This is a genomic window from Dyadobacter sp. UC 10 (assembly GCF_008369915.1).
In the GTDB taxonomy this organism is placed as follows: domain Bacteria; phylum Bacteroidota; class Bacteroidia; order Cytophagales; family Spirosomataceae; genus Dyadobacter.
This window is the reverse complement of record NZ_VSRN01000001.1, coordinates 3,995,710-4,020,761: the sequence shown is the minus strand read 5'-3', so window position 1 is coordinate 4,020,761 and position 25,052 is coordinate 3,995,710. Positions and strand designations below refer to the sequence as shown.

At 43.7% G+C, this 25,052-nt stretch carries 16 protein-coding genes and 1 pseudogene; 11 read left to right on the top strand and 6 right to left on the bottom strand.

Annotated elements, in window-relative coordinates; all coding sequences use genetic code 11:
* Window positions 1–48: 48 nt before the first annotated feature.
* The 5 genes from FXO21_RS16690 to FXO21_RS16670 form a co-directional block, all read right to left on the bottom strand.
* Window positions 49–498 carry a DUF4920 domain-containing protein gene (locus FXO21_RS16690; RefSeq protein WP_149641142.1) on the bottom strand — a complete coding sequence of 150 codons (450 nt, stop codon included), beginning with the start codon at window positions 496–498 and terminating at the stop codon, window positions 49–51.
* A gap of 75 nt (window positions 499–573) precedes the next feature.
* Window positions 574–3,993: a DUF7948 domain-containing protein gene (locus FXO21_RS16685; protein WP_225865718.1), complete on the bottom strand. Its 3,420-nt coding sequence runs from the start codon at window positions 3,991–3,993 to the stop codon at window positions 574–576.
* A gap of 48 nt (window positions 3,994–4,041) precedes the next feature.
* Window positions 4,042–4,662, bottom strand: coding sequence for an ABC transporter ATP-binding protein (locus tag FXO21_RS16680; protein ID WP_149641140.1), 621 nt, complete (start codon window positions 4,660–4,662; stop codon window positions 4,042–4,044).
* Between the two features lie 35 nt (window positions 4,663–4,697).
* Entirely contained in the window at window positions 4,698–5,903 is a 1,206-nt protein-coding gene (locus tag FXO21_RS16675) for a hemolysin family protein (RefSeq protein WP_149641139.1), read from the bottom strand.
* A complete protein-coding gene (locus FXO21_RS16670; protein ID WP_149641138.1) occupies window positions 5,900–6,139 on the bottom strand; it encodes a hypothetical protein in 240 nt (79 codons plus the stop codon). Before FXO21_RS16670 ends, FXO21_RS16675 begins: the two co-directional genes overlap by 4 nt.
* Before the next feature lie 229 nt (window positions 6,140–6,368).
* Here FXO21_RS16670 and fbaA point away from each other — a divergent pair, with 229 nt between their 5' ends.
* The 8 genes and pseudogenes from fbaA (at window position 6,369) to FXO21_RS16635 (ending at window position 18,892) form a co-directional block, all read left to right on the top strand.
* A complete protein-coding gene (gene fbaA, locus FXO21_RS16665) occupies window positions 6,369–7,448 on the top strand; it encodes a class II fructose-bisphosphate aldolase (protein ID WP_149641137.1) in 1,080 nt (359 codons plus the stop codon).
* A 385-nt stretch (window positions 7,449–7,833) separates the two neighbouring features.
* Window positions 7,834–8,538: a hypothetical protein gene (locus FXO21_RS16660; RefSeq protein WP_149641136.1), complete on the top strand. Its 705-nt coding sequence runs from the start codon at window positions 7,834–7,836 to the stop codon at window positions 8,536–8,538.
* 401 nt (window positions 8,539–8,939) lie between these two features.
* Window positions 8,940–9,056, top strand: a pseudogene (locus FXO21_RS29230) (class II fructose-bisphosphate aldolase); the annotation flags it as partial.
* Window positions 9,057–9,260: 204 nt separating this feature from the next.
* Window positions 9,261–15,305 carry an FG-GAP-like repeat-containing protein gene (locus FXO21_RS16655; RefSeq protein ID WP_149641135.1) on the top strand — a complete coding sequence of 2,015 codons (6,045 nt, stop codon included), beginning with the start codon at window positions 9,261–9,263 and terminating at the stop codon, window positions 15,303–15,305.
* Window positions 15,305–15,829 carry a hypothetical protein gene (locus FXO21_RS16650; RefSeq protein WP_149641134.1) on the top strand — a complete coding sequence of 175 codons (525 nt, stop codon included), beginning with the start codon at window positions 15,305–15,307 and terminating at the stop codon, window positions 15,827–15,829. Before FXO21_RS16655 ends, FXO21_RS16650 begins: the two co-directional genes overlap by 1 nt.
* A gap of 634 nt (window positions 15,830–16,463) precedes the next feature.
* Complete coding sequence (locus FXO21_RS16645) at window positions 16,464–16,823, top strand: hypothetical protein (protein ID WP_149641133.1); 360 nt, start codon at window positions 16,464–16,466, stop codon at window positions 16,821–16,823.
* Between the two features lie 694 nt (window positions 16,824–17,517).
* Window positions 17,518–18,216 carry a hypothetical protein gene (locus FXO21_RS16640; protein WP_149641132.1) on the top strand — a complete coding sequence of 233 codons (699 nt, stop codon included), beginning with the start codon at window positions 17,518–17,520 and terminating at the stop codon, window positions 18,214–18,216.
* A 28-nt stretch (window positions 18,217–18,244) separates the two neighbouring features.
* Window positions 18,245–18,892, top strand: coding sequence for a T9SS type A sorting domain-containing protein (locus tag FXO21_RS16635; RefSeq protein WP_149641131.1), 648 nt, complete (start codon window positions 18,245–18,247; stop codon window positions 18,890–18,892).
* A 2-nt stretch (window positions 18,893–18,894) separates the two neighbouring features.
* Here the strand turns inward: FXO21_RS16635 and FXO21_RS16630 are convergent, their stop codons facing one another.
* A complete protein-coding gene (locus FXO21_RS16630) occupies window positions 18,895–19,263 on the bottom strand; it encodes a winged helix-turn-helix transcriptional regulator (protein ID WP_149641130.1) in 369 nt (122 codons plus the stop codon).
* A gap of 122 nt (window positions 19,264–19,385) precedes the next feature.
* Here FXO21_RS16630 and FXO21_RS16625 point away from each other — a divergent pair, with 122 nt between their 5' ends.
* From FXO21_RS16625 to FXO21_RS16615, 3 genes are all read left to right on the top strand, one after another.
* The gene (locus FXO21_RS16625) at window positions 19,386–20,093 is read left to right on the top strand and encodes a DsbA family oxidoreductase (RefSeq protein ID WP_149641129.1); all 708 of its coding nucleotides are present in this window, start codon (window positions 19,386–19,388) and stop codon (window positions 20,091–20,093) included.
* 362 nt (window positions 20,094–20,455) lie between these two features.
* Window positions 20,456–22,360 (top strand): asparagine synthase (glutamine-hydrolyzing), encoded by a 1,905-nt coding sequence (gene asnB, locus FXO21_RS16620; protein WP_149641128.1) that lies wholly within the window; start codon window positions 20,456–20,458, stop codon window positions 22,358–22,360.
* Window positions 22,361–22,484: 124 nt separating this feature from the next.
* Complete coding sequence (locus tag FXO21_RS16615) at window positions 22,485–25,052, top strand: DUF5686 and carboxypeptidase regulatory-like domain-containing protein (RefSeq protein WP_149641127.1); 2,568 nt, start codon at window positions 22,485–22,487, stop codon at window positions 25,050–25,052.

The window sequence follows — 25,052 nt, the reverse complement described above, 5'->3', positions numbered from 1 at the left end:
TATTGCTACAAAGTATCCACCAGAATATTTCTTTCCTATTTCAGAAAACTATTTTACCAAAACGCCGTCGGCTATAAAGGTCAGTTCCTGTTTGGGTTCGGTGATTTTCGCAATTTCTTCCTTGCTCTGGCCTGCATCTTTGGCGTAATGCTGTAAATGCTCAACAGGTACCATTTTCTTCTGCGCCTCTCCTTCAAACACAACCGTTTTGCCTGCTATATCCTTTGGAACAAAAAATGCATAGTCCTTAAACATCACCCGCATTGTTTCACCATTGTCCAGCTTCACTTTCATCCAGCAGCCTTTCACCTGGCAGACCGACTCGACAGTGCCGCTCACTTTGGCATCCATTTCAGTTTTATCGCCCATCTTAGCCGGCAGTGCCGAAGCTTCGATCGCTTTTTTGTCGTTCACTTCTTTTCCGAACGTGTTTGCAGTTTGTGCATTTACATTGAAACCCGCCACCGCAAGACATAGTAGTATGAATAGTTTTTTCATTGAAATGATTGATTGATGATTCAATTAATTACCTGATTTAAAAGTTAATGGATCTTTGTTGCAATATATATTGATTTACTCCAATACCTCCACCCAGCCCTTGCAGTGATTACCCTGCGGCGTATCAACCACATAAAAATAAGTCCCGTTCGCAATGCCTTTGCCCCAGTCATTCTTATAATCGGTGGCTTTGTACACGAGTTTCCCCCAGCGATTAAATACTTCCAATGAAGCTGGCGAAACGGGCACGACGAAAAAATCATTTTTTCCGTCTGCATTCGGCGTGATCACATTTGCTAAGGTGAAGGGCGGGGCAGCTACTACTTTCTTCTCTATTCTCAATGGACAACCAGCTGCATTATAAGAAGTTAATGAAACAGTATATTCTCCCGGTGTTTCATATTGGTATTCGCCAACATCTTTGTCGTTTAAAGTATTCCCCTTTCCAAGATTCCATTCGTAACGCTGTGCACCCGCAGTTTTGTTATTCATCGCGTAACTGAAAGGTTCGTTGCAACCACCACCCGAAGTCACGATTTCAAAATCAGGCGCGTGGGTTTTGTCTACCTTCACAGTTATTTCCCGGAGCGGCCGGCAACCGTCTGCATACAGTCCTTCCACTGTATAAGTGGTCGTTTCGTCGGGTTTTACGGTCACGCTTTTCCCGATCGTTTCCGGCAATCCTTTTGCGGGAAACCACCGGTACTGAGGCGCGTCGCCGGACACGGTCAGCACTACCGGCGCTCTCTGGCAAGCTTCGGTATCCGCCATTTCGACGAAATCATTCTTTTTCTCAACCAGCACTTTTACCTTCTCCGTAACCTTACAGCCACTCGCATTGCTGATCTCCACGCTATACTCGGTCGTTTCTTTGACGATTGCAGTAGGATTCGCGACGGTGCTGCTGCTTAGCCCTGTGGCCGGCGACCATTTATATTGGGTCCCGCCTTCCGCAAGCAATTTCACACTTGAATTTTCGCAAACCGCAGTATCCGCTGTGACTTTTGCGCTCAGGGTTTCTACGATTATTTTTTTTTGAGCCACATCCATACGCTTGCAGCTCAGCCGGTTATAAGCTTTCAAAGTAACTGTATACTCCCCTGGCTTTGAAAATGTATATTCCGATTGCTCATCTTCCCGCGAGATCGTACTGCCGTTTACTTCCCAGATATAGTCAATACCTCCCTCGCTTTGGTTTACAAAAGTCAAAGCGAGCGGCGCGCAGCCGCGAAGTACATCTTTTTGGTTTCCTGAATAGACATCGAAGTCAGCCTCCAAACGATCAATATCAATTTTGAAAGCCGCATTGTTACAGTTGTCGCTATTATTCGTTTCCGACCAGGCTTGCGGTGTTACCGGAAAATGACTGCCGCCGCATGCACAGGTAGCATGGTAAATGGTGCCGTTCTTGTCAAACCGGCTGGTACCTCCGTCCACATGATCCCCCTGGATCTGGTTATCATCGCTCTGGCTGCCAAAATAGGTCGCATAAAGCAGCGATTTTGCATTTTGTTCAAGGATAGCAATATAAAAGTTGTTACCGTTAGTGCCAGGCTGAATTGCATCATCCGTCACTGGGAGTCCCCGCGTGCTGCTTGCCACATTGTTATTTGTACTGCTATTGACATTTCCTCCCCAACCCGCAATGTAGATATTGCCACATTCGCTGACCAGAAATGCAGTCGGCGAAATATCCGGCGCACCTTTTCCCGATCCTATTACGGTCGAAAAAATGCTTTTAGAAAGTGTCGCATCCAGTGCATGAATGAACTGTCCGCTTTTTGTATTCTGATAAACGCCCTGACTAACCGGGTATTCGCCTGTCGTCAGCCCGTAAACGTATACATTTCCGGCCGCGTCCGTATCGAGCAAATAGGCCCCATCTTCTTTTTCTGTTCCAAGATAAGTCAGTGCCACCAGCTTATCGGCCGTGTATCTGGCTACGAATGCGTCTTCAATCCCTTTTAAGGATTTTTGGTAAGAGCCTGAGATACTGGCCAATGTGCTGCTTTTGGAAGAACCGGTAATGTAGATATTCCCGCCGGGCAATGCTTTCAGTGAATAGGCTGCATCCTCTTTTTCTCCACCAATATAGGTACTCCACATCAAGGTGGTAAGCCCGGGATCGAGCCTCGAAACCACTCCATCCTGGCCACCCAGCATTCGGTTCTGCACGGGATTTTTAAGTGGAAAATTAGTCGAGTTAGTAGACGACACGATCAGTACATGATCTGCTTCATCAACTACAATTTCACCACGGAAAGCGTCGCCGTAATTTCGGATCGAAAATGATTCTGCACTGCTTACACCGTCGTTTCCCGAGCCGCCCAGATAAGTCGAAGCAGCCAGCTGTTTGCCATCGGCGCTCAGTTTTGAAATATAAATATCAGCCCCATTATTCAAGTCAAGTCCCGAAATAGGAACAACTTTAGTTCCCCCGCCAAACGCCCGCTGAAACGCATTGGTTCTTGTCGGAAAGTCTTTTGATGAGGTAGTACCAAGTATCAGCAATTCCTGTTTCGAATTCACTATCAAACTGTTAGGCACTTCCGTATCGTCTCCACCCAGGAATGTCGCGTAAATCAGATCCTTTCCGTCCGGACTGAATTTCATGATAGAAACATCAACCAGCCCTTCAAACTTCACCTGAAATGCACCGACCGTCGCAGGGAAATTTGACCCAAAGACCGTACCTCCGGAATACAGGTTACCTTGCGCATCATACGTAGCCGTGTGCCCCCAGTTGTCGGCGACAGCGCCGGAATAGGTAGAAAAAATAAGCTCGGGATCAATGGTGAGCTGCGCGCTTTTCTGATAACCTTTTGGTAAAATGAATTGGGCGGTATTGCCCGAAAGCGTAAATGCAGAAGGTACCTCAACTGCTTTGTTATTGATCTTCTGAAATGAATACGGTTCGGCTTCCCTGAACTGGCCCACCGAAGTTTTCACGATCACCTGCCCTTCCTTGCTCAGCGAAAGCTGCTCAGCGCCAGCATATTGCATTTTGATCTGCGAAGCATCCGCATTCGGGCTGACTATAAATTCGTATTTTAATTTTGATCGGTGAAGATACACGCGGAGATCGATGCCGGGGTAAAGATTTCCATATACCACTTCTTCAAAACCCCTTACATTACCTGCCCACTTAGTCTCATTCTGACCTAAAAAATAACTAAACCCGGTTGCGACGGGACTTTTCGGAGTGTGTTTAACCTGACCCGCCGCATTCGCAAATTTCACCTCCACGCCGTGCGCCGAAATTGTATTGAGATTCTGACGGGCAGCTGACGAAACAACCGGCGTTTTCGCGTGGCGCGCAGATACCGAAGCGGCATCGTAAAGCACATATACCATTGATTGGCTTTTGAGAAACAGGAACCCGCCTGGAATCTCGGCCCGGTATAGAATATCCTTTTCCCACTGACCGCGGTTTTCGATGAAATACATTCCGCCAGCCCGCGCTTTTCCGGCCAGAAAGGCCAGCATTGAAAGCATTACAAAAATTAACCGTAAAGTTTTGTGCATAGAAAAAGTGCTCGTATCCTATTTGAACGCAGAAACCGAGATGATATTTTCACAAAATTCATATTCCTGTTTTACGTTTGAACCGAGCAAAACAAGTTGATTCTGAGTGTAGTCCTTTACATGATCCAGGTACCATTGAATGCCCTGGACATCGAGATTTGTAGTAGGTTCGTCTAGAAAAATAATAGGCACGTCGGACATAAACGCAAGTCCCAGCTTGACCCGCTGCTTCATTCCGGAAGAAAAGTGGCGGATCACTTTATCTTTTGCGTGGGTAAGCTGAACAATCTCCTCAAAATCCTTCACCGAGAGGTTGTTTTTCAGTGGCTTGAACTTAACATGAAATTCGACCAGTTCGCGCAAAGTAAACTCCTCGATCAATTCAAGATAAGGCGCCGCGATAACAAGCTGTTTATACCAAAGGTCGGTTTCGACTTCCTTCCCATCAGTGTCAGTATATCGGATAGTGCCTTCCGAGGCAGGTACCATGCCGGTCAGCAGTTGCAGTAAGGTGGATTTACCACTGCCGTTTGGCCCCACAAAGGTGTAGGTCTGGCCGGCCAGGAGCTCGAAAGTAGCATTGCGGATAATCCACTCCTTTACAAATTTCTTTCCCAGTTTTTCAACAGATATCCGCACAATTCGTAGTTTTCAGCCTATTGGCAAAATGGTCGCTAAATTTTATCGCTCTTTTTATTCTTTTCCTCAATCGTCAGCTTCACCAGCTCAATGCGGGTATCCTGCATTGACACTACCTGAAACGAAAATGGCGGGATACTGACCGTTTCGTTCACATCCGGTAAGTCGCCGTAAAAATGGATCAGCATGCCGGCAAGTGTATCATAGTCACCTTCTGGTAATTCCCAGCCATATTTTTCATTTAAATAATCGAGTTCGTGGCGGGCAGAAAGTATGTAATTGTGATCGTCCAGCTGGCGTTCTGTCCAGTCTTCTGTGGTATCATATTCATCCTGGATCTCACCAAAAATCTGCTCTACCACATCTTCCACACTGATCAAGCCAGAGGTCCCTCCAAATTCATCCACAACCAATGCCAGGCTCCTTCTTTCTTCCAAAAACCGCAGCATAAGATCCCGCGCGGGCATTGCTTCCGGCACGATCATGATCGGCGTAATGATGTTGCTGATTTCTTTCGGTTTTTTAAATAGCGCCAGGGCGTGGCAGTAGCCCAAAACTTCGTCAACAGATTCCTTATGAACAATGATCTTGGAGTGCCCGCTCGACAGAAACGCGGTCCGCAGGTCCTCAATGCTCGCATTCACATTCACAGCAGAGATTTCCGTTCGCGGAATCATACAATCCCGAATACGTAAATCTTTAAAATCCAACGCATTAATAAACATTCTTTCCTCAATACTGTGATCATCAAAATCAGGATCGTCGGCCGAGATGATATCGTCGCGCAGTGAGGCATTCAGGATATTTTCTTTTACAAAAGGCTCCACCACCCAGTACAGCGGGGTCATTAGCCACTCCCCTAACCTGACGGGGAATGCTTTGAGATCAAGAATACGCGGAAAGCTTCTGCCTATTTTCACCCAACTCGTGTAACACAACATCCAGATACCTGCCAGCCCCGCGAAAAGTCCGACCACCAGTAAAATTTCCTGAAAACCCGATTGCAGCGCCAGATAGGGATAAATGGTAACGATTGCCATAAAACAGCCGAGTGCCACAGCAAGAAGCCGGATCATGCGCAGGATACGCCGCCAATAAAGTGTCTGGGTAACTTCCTCGATTTTTTCGTGGCGGAAAGAATATCGGTCCATCGAAATATCCAGCAGTACAGAGCGTACTGCGCCGAAATAGCCAGCGAGAATAAAGAAGAACAGGGTCAGGCCGAGTGATAGTGTGTTCATTTTTTTGCGGTTTTTCGCGGCTGCGGTTTATTCCCCTGCTCCTCCGGTTTAGCCTGTTTATTCGCTGCCGCTGCGGCTTTCAATCTACTAAACTGAAAAAAGAGCAGGCATATGATACTCAGCAACAAAAGCCAGTAGCTTTCGAAAAGCCCGGCCCTGCGAAATTCCAATACCCAAACCACAAAAAAGCCGAGTGCCAGTGCGAGGAGTATGGTTCTGGAAAGTTTTGAATTCATTTAAAAGAAGAAATAACCAATTTAACAGCTGATCCAGGCCGCCAGATTCAAAGATACACAGATTGTGCCAAAACGATTGTAAGTTGATAAATCTTCGTTTTAAGTCAGAATAAACCGTTTGTTTATCCTCCATTTTATGTAAAATACCTAACTTGCGGGTCTTGCCACGCAGTTCCTTTTTTATATCTGAATTGCTAAATCATTTCTTGAAAAAATATTATAAGTTACTATGAGCGAAACCACTAAACGCTTTGCAGCCGGTGTTGTCACCGGAGATGGAGTAAGCGAAATCTTCCGTCACGCCAACCAGAACAATTACGCCCTTCCGGCAGTTAACGTAGTAGGAACCAATTCAGTGAATGCGGTTTTGGAAACTGCGAAATCGGTAAATAGCCCGGTTATCATTCAGTTTTCTAACGGAGGCGCTATATTTTACGCAGGAAAAAGTCTTTCTAATGCAAACCAGCAGGCAGCGATTGCAGGCGGTATTTCCGGCGCGATGCACGTGCATCAAATGGCGGAGCTTTACGGCATTCCCGTCATTTTGCACACCGATCACTGCGCGAAAAAATTGCTTCCCTGGATCGATGGATTGCTGGAAGCAGGCGAAAAATATTTTGACCAGTACGGAAAGCCACTTTACAGCTCCCACATGCTGGACCTTTCGGAAGAGCCACTCGAGGAGAATATCGAGACCTGCGCTAAATATTTCGAAAGAATGGCGAAAATCGGTATGACACTTGAAATCGAATTGGGTGTAACCGGCGGAGAAGAAGATGGTGTTGACAACACTGATGTTGACAGCTCGAAACTGTATACCCAGCCAGAGGAAGTTGCTTTCGCTTACGAAGAACTGTCTAAAATTTCACCAAACTTCACGATTGCAGCTGCGTTTGGAAACGTTCACGGCGTTTACAAGCCAGGTAATGTGAAACTGGAGCCGAAAATCCTTCGCAATTCGCAACAATTCATTCAAGAGAAATTCGGCACTGCCGAGTTGCCGGTTAACTTCGTATTCCACGGCGGATCAGGCTCTTCACGTGAAGAGATTCGTGAAGCGATTGAATATGGCGCGATCAAAATGAATATCGATACGGATATGCAATGGTCGACCTGGGAAGGTGTTTTGAAATATTACAAAGAAAAAGAAGGCTATCTGCAAACTCAATTGGGTAACCCGGACGGACCAGATTCCCCAAACAAAAAATACTACGATCCACGCGTTTGGCTTCGTAAAGGAGAAGAAACCATGATCGCAAGATTGAAACTGGCATTCGAAGACCTGAATGCAATCAATCAGCTGGGATAATTTCCTTTTTTAAATACTATTGAAAAAGCAACCTGCGAGGGTTGCTTTTTTTTGTGCCCGAAATTCGAATAATCACTCAAATAAGCCTAATAATAATCTCCGCCAACCTGTTAATCATTTAACAGCATTATTCTACAATTTTAGTTTTTCAGACTATATAGATTGCAATGCACAAACAAGTGAGCTAATGGGATTATTATTTCAATTGCGTTATCCGCTCAGGAATATTTACACAACGATATCCAAAACAGATATACAATACAAATACCAATTAAGTCACCAAATTATATATGCTACGTACAAATCCCGCTAATATGTCCGGCGATTGGAAACAAACTCAGTTTCATCTTTCAGCCAATAAACTTTAATCAAATCAACAAAAGCTATGAAAAGAATCTGCCTCACAATTCTGATAATACTGAATTCCTGTACTTTCAAGAACCCGGTACAAATTAATATAGATACCGCTGAGTCGTATTATTGGTATAACAATGCCAAGATCCCGCTAAAATTAAATCCGCTTGAAACCTTCATTCTATTTACTGAATTTGCTGAAATAGACTCTGCCATTCAAGGGACTGTTCAGCATTCAATATTAGGGGAGGGTCTGGTACCTTATAAGACGAATCCTGCGAGAAAAAACCTGAGATGGAGCAGACTAAAAAGCAGTGAAATGATCCATGTTGAAAAGGAAGATATTCTTTACCAAGCCCCATCCTTTTTCAATGCCGCCGGAGAAATAGTCACCTTGTCCAATGTTTTTTATGTAAAGCTCAGGCAAGCAGATGACATTACAATTCTTGACAAAATGGCCGCGGATGCCGGTATCGAAATTATCGGAAGCGATGGTTCGACTTCGCTCTGGTACATGCTGGCTTGCACCAACAAATCAAAAGGAAATACATTGAAAATGGCCAACCAATTTTTTGAATCGGGCGCGTATCTGGCCAGCGAACCGGAATTATTAACAGATAACCAGGCCAGCTGCACCAACGACCTTAGCTCTGGCAGCCAGTGGTATTTCCAAAATACCGGCCAGACCCGCAGATTCACACACTGTGGTAGAGTCGCAATTATTCAATTTGTTTAGGATCGAAAATCACAAAGACTGCATTAATACAGTTCAAAAACAAAAACTGGTCTTGAAACCAGGCAAACACTCGATAGCTTTCGGTTGTTTATAACCGTTCCAATCGGATCGGAAAATGCGTGGGTGAAAAAGCTGGAAAAACATGACATTGTCGAATTGACATATCGATCTTATAAATATGTTAAATTCTAAGGTGAGACAACACTTGTAATCAGGTAGCCTCAGAAAAAATTCTGAGGCTTTTTTTGTGTCGATAATCGCGAATGCATACCGTTAAATAATTTTTCGATTATTAATTCCTGTATAGCCCGTTATCAAATCAAATAGGATACGTCTAAATCACAATTATCTACCAATATTAACTCGAAACAATAAGATAATCAACCTAATAAAAATAATCTTCACCAACCAAAAAATACTATGATCCACGCGTGTGGCTTCGTAAAGGAGAAGAAGCCATGATCGCAAGATTGAAACTGGCTTTTGAAGATTTGAATTGCATTAATCAGCTGGGATAATCGGATTAATTCCAATATTTAAGTGGAAAAGCAACCTGCGAGGATTGCTTTTTTTGTGCCGAAAAATTGCCAATCCCTACCGAGAAATAATTTGGGAGACTTACTACTGGCAAGCCTGTTACCAATTCAGATAGGCAACGTCTAAATCCCGATTATCTGCCGACACGGGTTCGGTAAGATAACAGTCACACAAACTGTTTCGGGATGAAGAAGTTCTATTTGTTTACCTTTTTCTGCACACGCTTTCTTTTCTCAGCAAACGCGCAAAACATTAATTACACTCCGCTTCACGACAATTCCATTTTTAACAGGAATATTGCAGCGAACGCGATAGTGGGAGGTACAAATGGCCAGGGAAGCGTTTCGCAAAGTGGCGCTGCCGCCTATTTAATATCGCTTTCCCCGCCTCCGGGAACAAATGGCGTCCAGCCAAATATTGCGATTGAATATAGCTCGAGCGGCAGAAATGGTCTCGTTGGTTCGGGCTGGGGTATTTCGGGACTGAGCGCGATTACCCGCGTATCTGCCAACCTGCATTATGATGATGCAGTCAGACCGGTCAGGCTGACCTCTGAGGATCGCTTCGCACTTGATGAACAGCGACTGATGTTGAAATCAGGAAGTTATGGGTCGGACAACTCTACCTATGGGCCGGAAATGGAGGATTTCTCCACTATAAAGGCGAAGGGAACCCAGGGTGCGGGCCCGCTCTATTTTGAAGTTCTCACGAAAGAAGGAGTTTTAATGGAGTACGGGAAAACCGCAGACGCACGATTTATGGATATCACCGATACCCACGTACTGTTTTGGCGACTAAATAAAGTAACTAATCCCGACGGCAACTACATTGAATATAAATACATCAACACCGATCGTGATCCAAGGATAGACGAGATCAACTTCACCGGCAATGCAGCGGCCGGACTTTTACCTTATAACAAGATCAAGTTTGCATACAAAGTAAGAGCCGACATCAACACCATTTATCAGGCGGGATCCCCGGTGACAAGCAAATACCTGCTCGACAAGATTACCCTAACCGCGGAATCAGCAGCGTTTGTAAAAAGTTACCAGTTCAACTATGGCCACGATGATATTAATTCATACTTAAAAGAGGTCATCGAAACCGGGCAGGACGGTGTATCATCCCTCAACGCAACGGTTTTCAAATATGGTGATCCACCTGTGCCATTCAGCAAAGATCCCGGCCCTGTGCTTCCGAACCCGCAAGTCGATTTCCTTTCGAGTGATTTTGACGGCAACGGAAAATCCGACCTTGTACTCGCTCACTATACGCCGTATCAGCTAAATACACCATGGGGATTGGTGATTGACAAAAAATACACCGCATTTAATGTATACCGGGACGGGGACAAAAATAAAGCGACCGGACTTATCAACCTGGATCCGGGAACGCAGATCAAAACCAATGCTTATCAACCGGGTGGTTATTCATTTTTGCGAGCCGACTTTACCGGCGACGGACTTGACGATATGCTCACCGCGGCAGTCAATACTGTCGGCAACCGTGAGGTAATAGGCAACATTAAAGTCTACAAAAGCAAGCTTTCGCCCGGGGGACAACTTTCGGATGCACTGCAGTTTACATCCACTACTATTACACGAAATACCTACCTGCACATCCCTGAGTCGAGAAATTATATTTTAAACGGCGACTTCGACGGCGACGGCAAACAGGACCTGTTTACACTTTTGGAGAAGCTTAATGCGGATAATTCGTCTGCCGGATTCGAAGCCGTTTTGACCAAGCTCGACGGTAATCTGAATCCGGCGAATCTCAAAATGATCAGAGATACCGACAATTCCAATGTGGCAAATACCTGGGCCACTGCAAGGCGCATTTTCATCATCGATTTTGAAGGCGATGGCAAAGATGATATCATGACGGTTGCGGGTAACCTCTGTGAGATACATACCTGCGTCAATCTGGCTGGTGGCAATAGCTATTTCAAAACAATCTTTTCTTCTTCAACGCTGATGAAGTCCATCGACCAAATGATATTGCCCGGCGACTATAACGGCGATGGCAAAACCGATCTGCTGTACCAGCAATACGCCGACGGACTGCAAAATTTCCTACCCTGGTTCAAAGCCATTTCCACTGGGACAAATTTTGAGAAATTGCCTTTTGCGATAGCATCCTCCAGTGGCGTGATCGTAGATAAGGACATATTGCACGCTGCCGATTTCAATGGGGACGGCCGCACAGACCTTTACCATCAGTACAAACATTCACAAAACAATCCCTCCAAAGCGGACATCTATTATTCTACCAATAACGGAAGCTACAACCAGTCATTTACGCCGAATGTTGACGCAACCTACGGACTCACAACTGTGCCATTTGATCTCAACGGAGACGGCCGTACAGAGATCCTTGTCCGCGAAGCGAATACGACAAACCTCAGTGTTATTTCACTTAAGAAAGGAGGCAGGGAGCATTTGCTTGAAAAAGTAGAAAACGGCGTTGGGTTGGTAACTTCCTGGCAATACAAGAATATGTCGGAAGGCGCTCCATTTTATGTAAAAGGTGTTGTAGGTGCAACAGATTATCCGTTTCACAGTATTCAGCTGCCCATCTATCTTGTCAACAAGTTCGATAACAAGGACGATGGTTACAGCGGCAACTCTTTCATTTACGAAGATGGACGACTCCACCGGAGAGGTAAGGGCTGGATCGGTTTCAGGAAAACACATTCATTTGACTTTATCGCCGGATATAATACGACAACCGAGAATGAATTCAATTCGACCTATTATACAGCAATACCGAAACAAACTACCGTAAACTATAATTTTGACGCACCTTCGGTTGTAGTAAGTAAAACGATACTGACCAATGAGATTGTGGTACTACCTTCCAAACAGTTCTGGTTCAAAACAACCGGTATTCATCACACGGCATTGGGCGGAGTCGTAACCACAACAGACAATTTGTTCGATGCTTTCGGGAATATTACTCAAAGCACAGTAGCTAAAAACGGGATTGAAACGACCGTTTCTAATGCAATATATCAACCGTTTCCAGGCATTGTTCCCAATAAACCAACATCAGTCACCACGACCGTCACACGGATCGGCCAGCCTGCGTTTGTTGTAACACAGGCACTTGACTATTATCCGATCGGTCAGCTTAAATCAAGAACAGATTTTGACGGACTTGCAAAAAGCGTTAAAACAGAATACACTTATTTCCCGCTTGGTAACTTGAAGAGCACAACAATAACTCCCTCAGGGCCTGACGTCACCGGGCCGCGTACCAGCTCACATTTGTATGATCCAAAAGGGAGATATGCACAAAGCAACACCGACTATCTTGGACAGATCACGAGTGCTACATATGATCCGAAATGGGGAGTACCACTCACGGAAACCGGAGAGAATGGATTGCTCACCACTTTTCAGTATGATGTTTTCGGGAGAAGCAAAAAGACAATTTTCCCCGAAGGATACCAGGTCGACCAGACCTATCAATGGAACGTTTCCGGTAATTCGGTCTGGTATACCGATATCGTACACCCCGGCAAACCCGATGTAAAAACATTTTATGACAAACTAGGAAGAGAAGTTCAAAGCCAGACAGAGGGCTTTGGAGGACAACAAATAACGCAAACACAGACCTACGACTTTCGTGGTAATATTGAAACTGCGACAGCCCCTTACAAGGCCGGCGAGCCGATTGTTACGGAGACCAGGAAATATGATGAATTTAACCGCATCTATGAAATTTCGTCCAGCATATCGCCGGTTGGCAAGTTGAGTCTCTCCTATTCATATAGTTCCGGAAATTTGATTACCACAAAAACGCGTCAGGGAACACTTGGCAACCAGGTTTCGACGACTACAACCGACCCTACCGGCAAATTGATCGGGGCTTCGGACGAAGGCGGCTCGCTGGCTTATTCCTATTACAGTCATGGCGGTTTGAAGGATATTAAACAAGCTGCCAACACATTGATCGCGAATGAATATGATGTCAACGGTCGCCAGACCAAACTGGCAGACTTGAATGCTGGTGTAACCAGCTATTTGTATAACGCATTGGGAGAACTGGTTAAGCAAACCACGGCGAATGGCGGAATCAGCACGATGCAATATGATCTGGCGGGCAGACTTAAATCCCGCATTGCACCGGAAGGAACCACTTCTTATGAGTACTATCCCGTCAACTCAGGAACGTCTTCCAATCAGATCAGGAAAATAACCGGATTCGCCGGGAATCTTGAAGAATATGGCTACGACAATTTCGGGAGATTGCAGACAGTAAAAGAAACAGTTGACGCGACGCCGCACACAACAACTTTTGGCTACAATATTTATGGCGATGTGAACTCTATCCTGTACCCGTCAGGATTCGGAACAAACCATCAGTATGATGCAAATGGTTACCCGACAACCATCAAGAACACAGCCAATACTATCACGATTTTTAACAATACCGGAATAAACGGGCGCGGTCAGGTAACTAACTACTCGCTCGGCAATGGGCTTTCCTCCGTGAATGAGTTTATCTACGGATTCGCCGCGAAGAAGCAGACTGCAGGAAAGCAGAACCTGAACATGGACTGGGAATATGGGTTGGCACTCCTGAAAAGCCGCAACGATATCATCAAAGGCAAAACTGAGACTTTCACCTATGACAATCTCGACCGCCTTAAACAAACGGACATCGGCGCATTGAGTCTGGTGACCAATTATTCGCCAAATGGGAATATTACCAGCAAAACAGATGCGGGAACCTATTCCTACGATCCATCCAGGATCAATGCGGTGACGCGCGTCACTAATCCTGCACCGTCACCCATCCCGTTGGTGCAACAGGATATTACCTATACTCCCTTCCTGCAACCTGAAAAGATTACAGAAGCAAGTACTACGAACGTTCCATTTGAGCTTACGTATACGTACGGAGCCGATTATGAGCGTATAAAAAGCGTTCTGAAACAGAACGGGAACATGGTAAATACCCGCTACTATTTTGGAAATTACGAAAAAAATATCACCGGAGCCGTCATCAGGCATGTTCACTATATCAACAGTGCAGCCGGCCTGTCGGCGATAGTAGTCAGGGAAGGTGGAGCAGATGCATATTACTATGTTTATACAGATCACCTCGGTTCTATCAGTACTGTTACCAACAATGCCGGAACAGTTGTTGCCGAGCAAAGTTTCGACGCGTGGGGAAGAAGGCGGAACCCGGCCACCTGGGCAGTATTGCCACCGACAGCCGCCACTGCATTACCGAACTGGCTCTACCGTGGTTACACCGGCCACGAGCACCTCGATAACTTTGGGCTGATCAACATGAATGGCCGAATATACGATCCGGTAGTCGGTCGTATGCTAAGCCCCGACAATGTAGTGCCTGACGCTGGGAGTACGCAGGGATTCAATAGGTATACCTATGCTATGAATAACCCGCTGAGTTATACAGATCCGGATGGGCAAAATCCGTTGCTGTTTGGGATGAAACTCGGACAATTTATTGGTTTAGGTATAGGCGCAATAGGTGGTGGTATAGCTGGCTATAAAATTGCTAAAAATAACGGAGCTTCGAACGGTGAAGCGATCGCAGCAGGTTTTGGAGGCGCGATTGTAGGAGGAGCACTAGGGTATGGTTTGGGGAGTATCAAGTACGGAAATCTGTTTGGCGGCGGAGTCGTTTCTCCGACCTCCTCTGTTGGCAATCTGAGTCCGATCTTGGATCCTGCACAAATGTATGCTAATTCCAGGGCGAGTATGCTGGTTAATAATCTCGCGAATGTTGGTATAAATCAGCTTTTACAACATCAACAATTAAAAGACATGACTACAAAATTCAATCAGCAACTGAGAGCTACCAATCAGTTCTTTCGCTCGATGAATAAGACTTTCAATGATATGCCAATCGACGAGGTCCAGCGGGCAGGACTTAAAATGAAGTTCTTCTACGAGCAAGTTAAGACTGGGGGGCCGTATGATTTAAAGAATGGTGAATACTCATTAGGAGCAATTGGATCAGCAACGATTTATAGAGGTCAGATTTTTGGACCACAAGACTACGGTAACTTTAATTTCGGAGTTGCTGCGAAAGCCTTCGGGTTGCCACTTACATTTTCACAAATGGGTGCAGGAGCGTATCAGATATATAGTGGATCAGCCCAATGGCCATGGTATGAGTCGTTTTTCGACGATCCAAGAGATTTTCAAATGATTTCGAAAGGATATAAAATAAAATGGAAAAATTGATGAAAGCTTACGGAACAAGCATTATACTAACCCTCTTGCTAATATCGTGTGCAACCACGGAAGATCGAGAGCATCTGATTTTTATAGACAAAATTGATCAAATTGAAGTAAATATGCTGACGGTTGATAGTATTATCCCCTTGCTTCCACCGCAAAATGACGCATCAAAAATTCAAAGTTATTTTTACAAGGTGCTAGATAAAGACACTATCCTCTATATCAATTTCCAAAAAATTGGATCTATATCAAAACCGTCAACTCATGGAAAGGTTGATTCAATTCTAAATGATAAAAGTAAATCTGCAAAATTCATTGCTGCTTCTAGGATTCTAGCTCGGAATAACCTGACCCATTGCCTTAATGATTTTTGTGGCTGGGTATATGTCTACAAATTCAGCAATGATCGTGGTGCCTATCGACCTGTTATATATAGTGACACCCTTAAACAACAATTGATGGTAGACTCTTGCGGCTTTACGATTATTGATAAAAAAGGAAATATTGTTTTACTAAAAGAAAAGTAATGCAAAACTACTATCTATTTAAACTTCCTGGGCAAGCAAGAAACATTTAAACTTAGGTTCGAAATTATCAACAAAGAATTTAATAAATTACCTATCAATGAGTCGCAAATTCGCTATCGCAGTATTTCTGATTAGGGTATTAAGCTGTCATCCTGACAATAACTACCGCAATTAACTGAAATTCAAAGAGCAAACAGAAATAGTCACAAAAAACATTATCAAGATGGACTCGCTTATCAATTTCTCACCTTTCAGAAATAGTTTTCAAAGTTGTTATATTGAACATAAAAACGAAGATTTTGCACTATATAACTGACAAGCAATACATAAAACAGAACTATTCTAGTATTGCTCGTGATACCAGTTACATTAACTCTATTGAGTTTAAAAAACAGCATTTAAGAACAGCACTCTTGCTCAACAATAATGATATTTCCCTTATTTTTTCACCTCGTGGATTCTTGGAATTTGTATTTTTCTATTCTAATGATCGTGGAATGTATCGCTCTATTGTTGTAAAAAAGAAAGAAGTTACAATCGAATCACTTAAAAAGTGCAAACTAAATGTAGTAGATTCTAGTGTGTATTTGTGGCTTACTAAATAGGCAAAATTGATATAAAACATTCGATTTATATGTCAAAAACTTTTTATACTCTAGATATAGATACAAAGCCTGAACTTTTTGAGTGGCTTGAAGGCTTACTTGGAGTCAAGCGGAATCCGAATAAGAATTTTTGGGCTCACGACATTACATATGCTGATAAGCGCCCTCCGATGACTGCTCCAACTGTTATCGGTCACTATCTAAATCTTTTAGAGTCCAAATATGAATTGCTCAAACAACATGGAATAAAATCATCCGATATCACGATATGGATGGTTTATGAATACAATAACGAATGTAACATGGAATTTCATCCGGAAGACACCAAAAGGCTTGGCGATAACGGTATTATTCTTTGTGTCTCTTGTTATCAGACTTCTGAAGAATAAACTACCAGGACATGACTCACTTTAAAAGTAATCTGGGACAAATGATCATGCTACTCTTAATTACATGTTTATACTACTCATGTCAAAAGAAGGAGTCGAAAGAACGAAATACAATAATGTTCAATGAAAATATTGATAGTGTCAGAATTATGTTACACTCAATGACAAACTGCCTGGAAAAGCTTCCGCCTGATAGCGATGGACTTAGCAACTACTATGTCAAAGATTCCCAGTTCTATGTTAACGGAGCCAGGTATATCATTGATGATACTTCGTCCGATCTTTCAGTCAACATAAGATCATATCTTAAAAGCAATCCCGATCTTATAAGCCTGGCATATCGCTTGAACGAAAACGGCATAACGGCTAGTCTCCCGTATACACAATGCAAGAAGCCATTATACTATTATCGGCCCACAATTGAAAACCATCGTGGTGATGATCGGTATATTGGTATTGAGGATAGTACCGGCTGCAAATACCTTGTAAATAATAATGATACAATATTAGATAGATACAAGGATTTGGTTTTGATTGCTGATAAATCAAACCCCATTTATCCAACGGAATAGAAAGAAAATCTTTTAGGCCCCTTCAAGGCAGAATAATTCTTTAAAGAAGTAAGAGACTTAAATATCGTAATACACTGGGAGCCGGAAGTGTACGACTAATTCATAGAATAAAAATTAGCTCGGTGCAATTTATCGAGATAACAATTAAGAAAATTGGATTAAAAGCAACCTCAGTCACAAATATGTCTTGTAAATTTATTATTATCTCCATTTTAGGAATTCTCGTTTATGTGCTGAACAGTTGCGCCACCGTTTACTCTCCCCCGGCCCAAATTTCATTAAATAAACAAGATTCACTCAATGGAGTTGCATTATTTTCCATATCTAATACTGAGGCACTTCTAACGAATTATCAGATTAGTATTTTCAATAATGATTTAAGGAAAATTTTTTTTCTGAATAAGTGGGTTAATGATATCGATTTAAAGAAAGATAGTGCACAAATATCTTATTCAGCTATTTTATTACCCAAGGGAAGTTACAGAGTTATAGGATGGGAGATGAGTTATCAAGACTTATATGTCAAGAAAGTCTACTTTTCGAGGGGCAACTTCTCAATCCCATTCACAATTCATGCTGGCAGGGTAAACTATTTGGGAGATTATCTTGCGGCAGTTACTTACGATACAAAAATATTAGGTGCCAGAGTACAAACTGGCGTTTATTATGTGGTATCCGATAGATTCGAAGAAGATTTTGGAGCAATCTCGAAAAAATTCCCCCAGCTGGATATAAATAAAGTCCTGCAATGCATCCCTGATTTCGCAGGATATAATAAATCCTATTCCGGTATGTACTTGAAAGGTGTCAATATTCCATGATAATTTAATCAATTCAATTAACATAAAAATGAAAAAACTATACACCGTCATCCTCCTCATTGTATTTTCTCAAACCACAAATGCGCAAAAGATCAGGTTTTTTTATGACGAAGCCGGCATGCGCGTAAAACGAGGGGAGGAAAACGCACTACCGGTAACACTGGTACGCTTCGATGTCAGAAAAATCGAGAAAGAGATGCAGATCGAAGCACTGCTGGAATGGGAAACATCAACCGAACAAAACAGCGATCGCTTTGAAATTGAGCGTAGCCACGATGGAAAAAGCTGGTACCTGGTCGGTACAGTTCCCGCAACAGGAGGCAAAAATGAAACGTCCCGCTATGACGCAATCAACGCTGCGCCGCTGGAAGGACAAAATTATTACCGGCTAAAAATGATCGACCGCGATGATAGCTTTGCGTACAGCCAGATCCGCAATATTTTTCTAGAATCGACTGCGGTTCTATACCCGAATCCAGTCAAAAACAGACTGTTTATTCAAGGGATTTTATGCAAGAGCGTGCAGGTACTTAACACTCGCGGGCAGATACTGATTGCTAAAGCCAGCGTAAACGAGGAAGGAATCGACATTTCGCATTTGCCGGACGGGACATACATTGTTAAAATAACAGGATCCGGCGGGGAAACGACTACCAGGACTATCGCCAAAAGGTAAGCTCAAACATCCGCCATCATCCGCTCCCGGTGCTTCTGTCCCCAGTTCCGCAACACCTCAATGACCACTTTAAGCGAATGTCCGTATTCTGTCAGCGAGTACTCTACCACTACCGGGATCGAGTCGTAAACGGTCCTTTTTACGAGTTCGTTGGATTCCAGATCGCGTAGCTCTTTGGATAACATTTTATCGGTAATACCGGGCACCTCCCGTGCGATCTGGGAAAATCGCTTGTTTCCGAACATCAGCGAAATGATGATCGGCAGTTTCCACTTGCCACTTAATACTTCCAGCGCGTCGCGTACAGGTAAAATGCTCTTTGTACAGTCGCCTTGCGTATGTCCATTTATTACAACCTCTGAATTTTTCATATTACACGAACTTGCTCAACTATCCTTTTGTATAGTACTTACAAATGTATAGCATAATTCTGTAAATTTGTGCCTGCGATTTGAGAATTAAAACGGTCGAAAATCAGAAAACAGCGATTAATATGAAAGTTGAAATATGGAGTGACGTCATGTGCCCTTTTTGCTACATCGGTAAAAGGAAATTTGAAAAAGCATTGGAACAATTTCCGCAAAAGGACAAGATCCAGGTGGAATGGAAAAGTTTTCAGCTCAACCCGGCTATGAAGACGGAGCCTGGAAAAAGCATAAATGATTACCTGGCGGAAGTGAAAGGCTGGTCACCGGATTATGCTGTGCAGATGAATGACCATGTGAGTTCGATTGCCGCTGAGGTGGGACTGGAGTACAATATGGATAAGGCCGTGGTTGCAAATTCATTTGATGCGCACCGCTTTGTTCAATATGCGAAGACAAAGGGCAAAGGCGATGATGCAGAAGAGCAGTTATTTAAAGCCTATTTTACCGATGGAAAAAACACTGCGGATCACGTGACACTGCTGGATTTGGGAACTCAAATCGGGCTTGATGCCGACGAATTAAAATCTGTTCTGGACGGATCAAAATTCAGCGACGAGGTTCGGAAAGATATTTATGAGGCGCAGCAAGTTGGTGCGCGGGGAGTGCCTTTCTTTGTTCTTGACCGAAAATATGCCGTTTCAGGCGCCCAGCAGCCGGAAACGTTTCTGGGAGCACTGGAAAAATCCTTCTCCGACTGGGAGAAAGTAAATCCCGAACCGTTGGTTTCCCTCGCCGATGGCGCCAATTGCACCGTCGACGGGCAGTGCGATTAGTCAGCCTGACATAACGGGGAACAGACGCGTTACTAGACAAAATCATTAATTGATACGGTTATAAAGCAGCTTCGACAGAGGCTGCTTTTTTTGTGCCCTGACTACCGGATTTTACAATCATTTTACCTTTTAATAATTCACGTACCTGTGGATAATCCACACCTCTTCTTCTGCCAAGTATCACATCTGTGTATGATAGATTGCACCGAAAATTCCATGCTGGTGTCACGACTGATAGCGTGTGCTGATAATCAAACCCACTCATCCCAACTTTTGCGATGAAATGATTAGAAGTATTTAATCCTGCTGATCAATCGCCCTAACACGGAACAGCCCTTCTAACAATCACACTAATCGATCACATGTGCGGCATTGCAGGATTCATAGATTATAACAGAGAATCAACCCAAGAAATCTTAGCTAACATAACGATGGAAATGCGCCACAGAGGGCCAAATGCATCGGGATGTAATACGTTCGAGTCAAATGCGGCGAAAATAGGGTTCGGCCACCAGCGACTTTCCATCATAGATCTATCTGAGTCCGGCAGCCAGCCCATGCAATTTGGCCACCTTTGGATTACATTTAACGGTGAGATCTATAATTACGAGAATATAAGAAAGGAACTGATTTCTGATGGCCACAGCTTTATCGGCAGTTCTGACACTGAGGTGATATTGCACGCTTTTGCTCAGTGGGGAATCGCCTGCGTCAACAGATTCATTGGCATGTTCGCCTTCGCGATATACGATCAAAAAACCGAAACGATACACTTCGTAAGAGACAGGGTTGGTATCAAACCATTTTTTTATTACTGGCATGACGGTCTCTTCTTATTCGCGTCCGAATTAAAAGCGTTTCACAAGCATCCGAAATTTAAAAAAGCGATCAACTTCGATGCAGTGGCGGCATTTATGCAACACGGAAACGTACCAACTCCTTATTGCATCTTCGACTATACCTACAAACTACAACCAGGACATTTTATAAAATTCGATATCAATAACAGAGCGTTCGAGATTAAGAAATATTGGGATGTTTATCATACTTATAACAAACCCAAATTAGACATTTCCTTTCAGGAGGCTGAGACGGAAACAAAAAGCGTATTAAAATCTGCGTTTCAGTACCGAATGGTATCTGATGTCCCGGTAGGCGTATTTTTGAGTGGCGGTTATGATAGCTCATGCGTCACCGCAATCTTGCAAGAAGATCGCGTCGAAAAGCTAAAGACGTTTACCATTGCCGTACCAGATATTGGCCTCAATGAGTCAGAGTATGCCAAAAGCATTTCCAACTATCTCGGCACAGAGCATTATGAATATAACTGTACCCGAAAGGATGCCCTGGAATTAATTTCCGATTTGCCTTATTACTATGACGAGCCTTTTGGTGATCAGAGCGCCATTCCTACCATGCTTTTGTGTAAAATGGCCTCGGAAGAAGTAACGGTAGCTTTGAGTGCAGATGCAGGAGACGAGGTTTTCGCAGGTTACAGTAGGTACGGATTTATGATGAAGCACGGCAGTACGCTTAATCGCATTCCGCCTCTTGTAAGAAGAGGGATTTCCGGAATGATGAATGTTATTTCTGCTGACCACATCCCTGTTATGAGAAATAGATACAATTTTCATAATCGGTATGAGAAATTCAAATCTTTGCTCAAAGATCCGTCAGCAAAGAATGTCATGTTAAGTCTCAGTCAGCAATTTGATGAAAATGAAATCAGTGTATTGTTTTACAAAAACATCAAATCGCTCGAAACAGCTTATCTGAATAATGGACTCTTTCAGGAATTCTACACGCCCCTTGCACACATGATGGCTATAGATTATCAGACGTTCCTGTCTGATGACGTGCTGCAAAAGGTAGACAGGGCATCTATGGCTTACAGCCTGGAGAGCCGGGAGCCCTTTACAGACCACCGCATCATCGAGTGGGCTGCTCAGTTACCTGACAAATACAAATATCACAACGGGGAGAAGAAGTATATTTTAAAAGAAATTGTTCATAAATATGTTCCAAAAGAGTTGATGGACCGTCCCAAGATGGGATTCCAAATTCCTATTGAAAATTGGTTAGCCACTGACTTGAAAAAACAGGTATTGTATTATTTGAGTGATGAGGAAATAGCTAAACAGGGTATTTTCAATCCGAATGTCGTCCGGAAATTGAGAGAAGGTTTCCTTTCGGGAAAGAAGGAATATGCACTTAAGATATGGTATCTGCTAATGTTCCAAATGTGGTACGAAAAATGGATGAATTAATAATCCCATATAAATCAGAGGATCAGACCCATAAGCTGGTACGGTTATAGAGTGATGTCAGCAAAAGCGCGAATTAGAAATTTCATCTAATTTGTGCTTATTGCAAAAAACGACAATTTCCTCTATGCGCTTCGCGTCGCTTCTCATCATTCTTGTTGGCTTACAGTCGCAGTTAATCGCGGGCGGATTAAAAGGCCGTATCTCTACGGCACAAGGAGAGGCGCTTTCCTACGCCGGCATTGCCGTAAAAGGCACAAGCAATGGAACCATGGCCAATGAAGAAGGCGAATACGAATTCGCCCTGGAACCAGGATCTTACGAAATTATTTTCCAATTTTTAGGTTTCAAAACTGTTTCGAAAAATGTGACGGTCGGTGCTGATTTTGTGGAGCTGAATATTACAATGGAAGAGCAGGCGCTGAATCTAAACGAAGCGGTTGTAGGCAAATCCAAAGAAGATCCGGCATACAGCATTATGCGCCGTGCGATCGCCAAGGCCAGATTTCACCAGCTTCAGGTGAGAGGTTACACAGCCAAGGTTTATTCGAGAAGCACTGCATTGCCTACAAAAATCCCGTACCTGCTCGAAAAAAGATTAAAAAAAGAAGGTATTCAGGAAGGGAAAGCGTTTATTAATGAGAGTGTTGCCGAAATAAAGTACCGCCGGCCGAACAGTTACAGTCAGCGCATTCTTTCTACCAGAAATAGCCTGGACAACAGCATTCCTTCTCCGAACGACTACATTCTCGCCAGCCTGTACAGCCCCGAAATTGCAGGCACGATTTCGCCACTTTCACCCAAAGCATTTTCCTATTATCGCTTTGAATATGAGGGTTATTTCGAGGATCAGGGGCAAATGGTGAACAAGATCCGGGTTATCCCGAAAGCTTATGGGGAAGGCGTATTTAAGGGCAGCTTGTTTATTCTGGAAGACCGCTGGGCAATCCATAGCTATAATTTGCAAACTACAACACGCGGCCTCAATATCTCTGCAAAGCAAATTTTCAGTCCGATCCAAAATGTCTGGATACCGGTCAACCAGCAATTCAGACTAGACGGGAGCTACCTGGGTTTTTCGGGTGAGTTCAAATACCTTGTCTCGTTATCTTATCAAAAGCTGGATGTTGATCCCGGTTTGAAGGAAGATATTGTCATCAATGATCACAAAAAAGCACCCGAAACTGCTGCAACCAAACAGACTCAAAATCTGGACAATCTAATCAAAGAGCAGAAGGAATTTTCAACCAAAAACTTCCGGAAACTCACAAGGAAATATGAAAAGGAGCAAAAAAAGCAAAATAATGCGGGGATAAGCGATAGCAGGCTGGTACGCTCGGATTCAATCGTCATAGATTCTATGGCCAACAAACGCGATACGACCTACTGGCAGACATTACGACCAGTTCCTTTGACGAAATCAGAAGTGACGAGCTATCGCATACAGGACAGCATTAAAGTTGTAAAAGATTTGAAGAATGAAAAAAAGCGGCCCGATTCGCTGTATTTCAAACCCACGCACCTGATAACCGGCAATACTTATTCCCTTGGAAACCGAAATACGTTTTATTTCAAAAGTCCAATCTGGGCGATCAGTTATAATACGGTTGAAGGCAATTCGGTCAACCTGATCACGGAATGGACAAAACGTTGGGGTAAGTCGTATTTCGTCAGCGCACGGCCTCTGATCCGCTATTCGCTTGGGCGCAAAAGGCTTTATGGAAACCTGGAAACGAATGTGGGCAATAACAAATGGAACCTGTCTTTGTCGGGCGGGGAAATGGCGAGTCAGATCAATAACAACAATCCGGTCCCGCCGCTGCCCAACAGTATGGCCGCGCGCTTTTTCGACCGGAATTTCATGAAACTATACCAGAAACAGTTTGGTAAAATCGAGTTTACGCTGCGCAATATCGCAGACGTTTTTACGCTCAATGCAGGTCTGGAATTCGAACACAGAAAAGAACTGTTTAATCTTGAAAATGCAAAACCGATCTTTTCCTGGGACAAATACAGCTATACCCCAAACCGGCCCATCAATAAAGAACTGCGCAATACCGGCTTCCCTGAGCATAATGCGACTGTCCTTGACCTCACTGCAACGATTCGTCCATGGCGTAGATTTCTGATTAAAAATGGGGAAAAACGTTACCTGCGCAGCCGCGGACCGTCTTTTATAGTTAATTACAAAAATGGACTCGCATTTGCCGGAGATGTTGATTACTCCTTATTGCAAGGCACAATTCGTCAGAATCTGAACCTGGGTCCAAGAAGTAATCTGGAATACTTCGTGAATGGAGGTGGATTTCTGAGTAAAAATCAAATGTACTTCCCTGATTTCCGGCATTTCATGGGCAATGAATTTTTCTTCCAATACGCTTATCCGCCCGATCAATTCAGAATGCTGCCTTATTATACTTATAGTACTGCTTCCCGATTCTTGCAGGCGCATGCGACCTTTTCGACACAGCGATTTGTCATTACCCGGATAGAAGCGTTGCGGACCACCGGCATTTCCGAGACGCTGCAACTGCATTATCTGAAAGTGCCGACGATCCGCAACTATACAGAGGTCGTTTACGGTATTGATGATATTCTCCGGATCCTCCGCCTGGAAGCCGTAGCCCAGTTTCACGGCAGCAAATTCCAGGGAATGGGCTGGCGGTTCGGTACGTCCATCCGGTTTGGCCGCTAA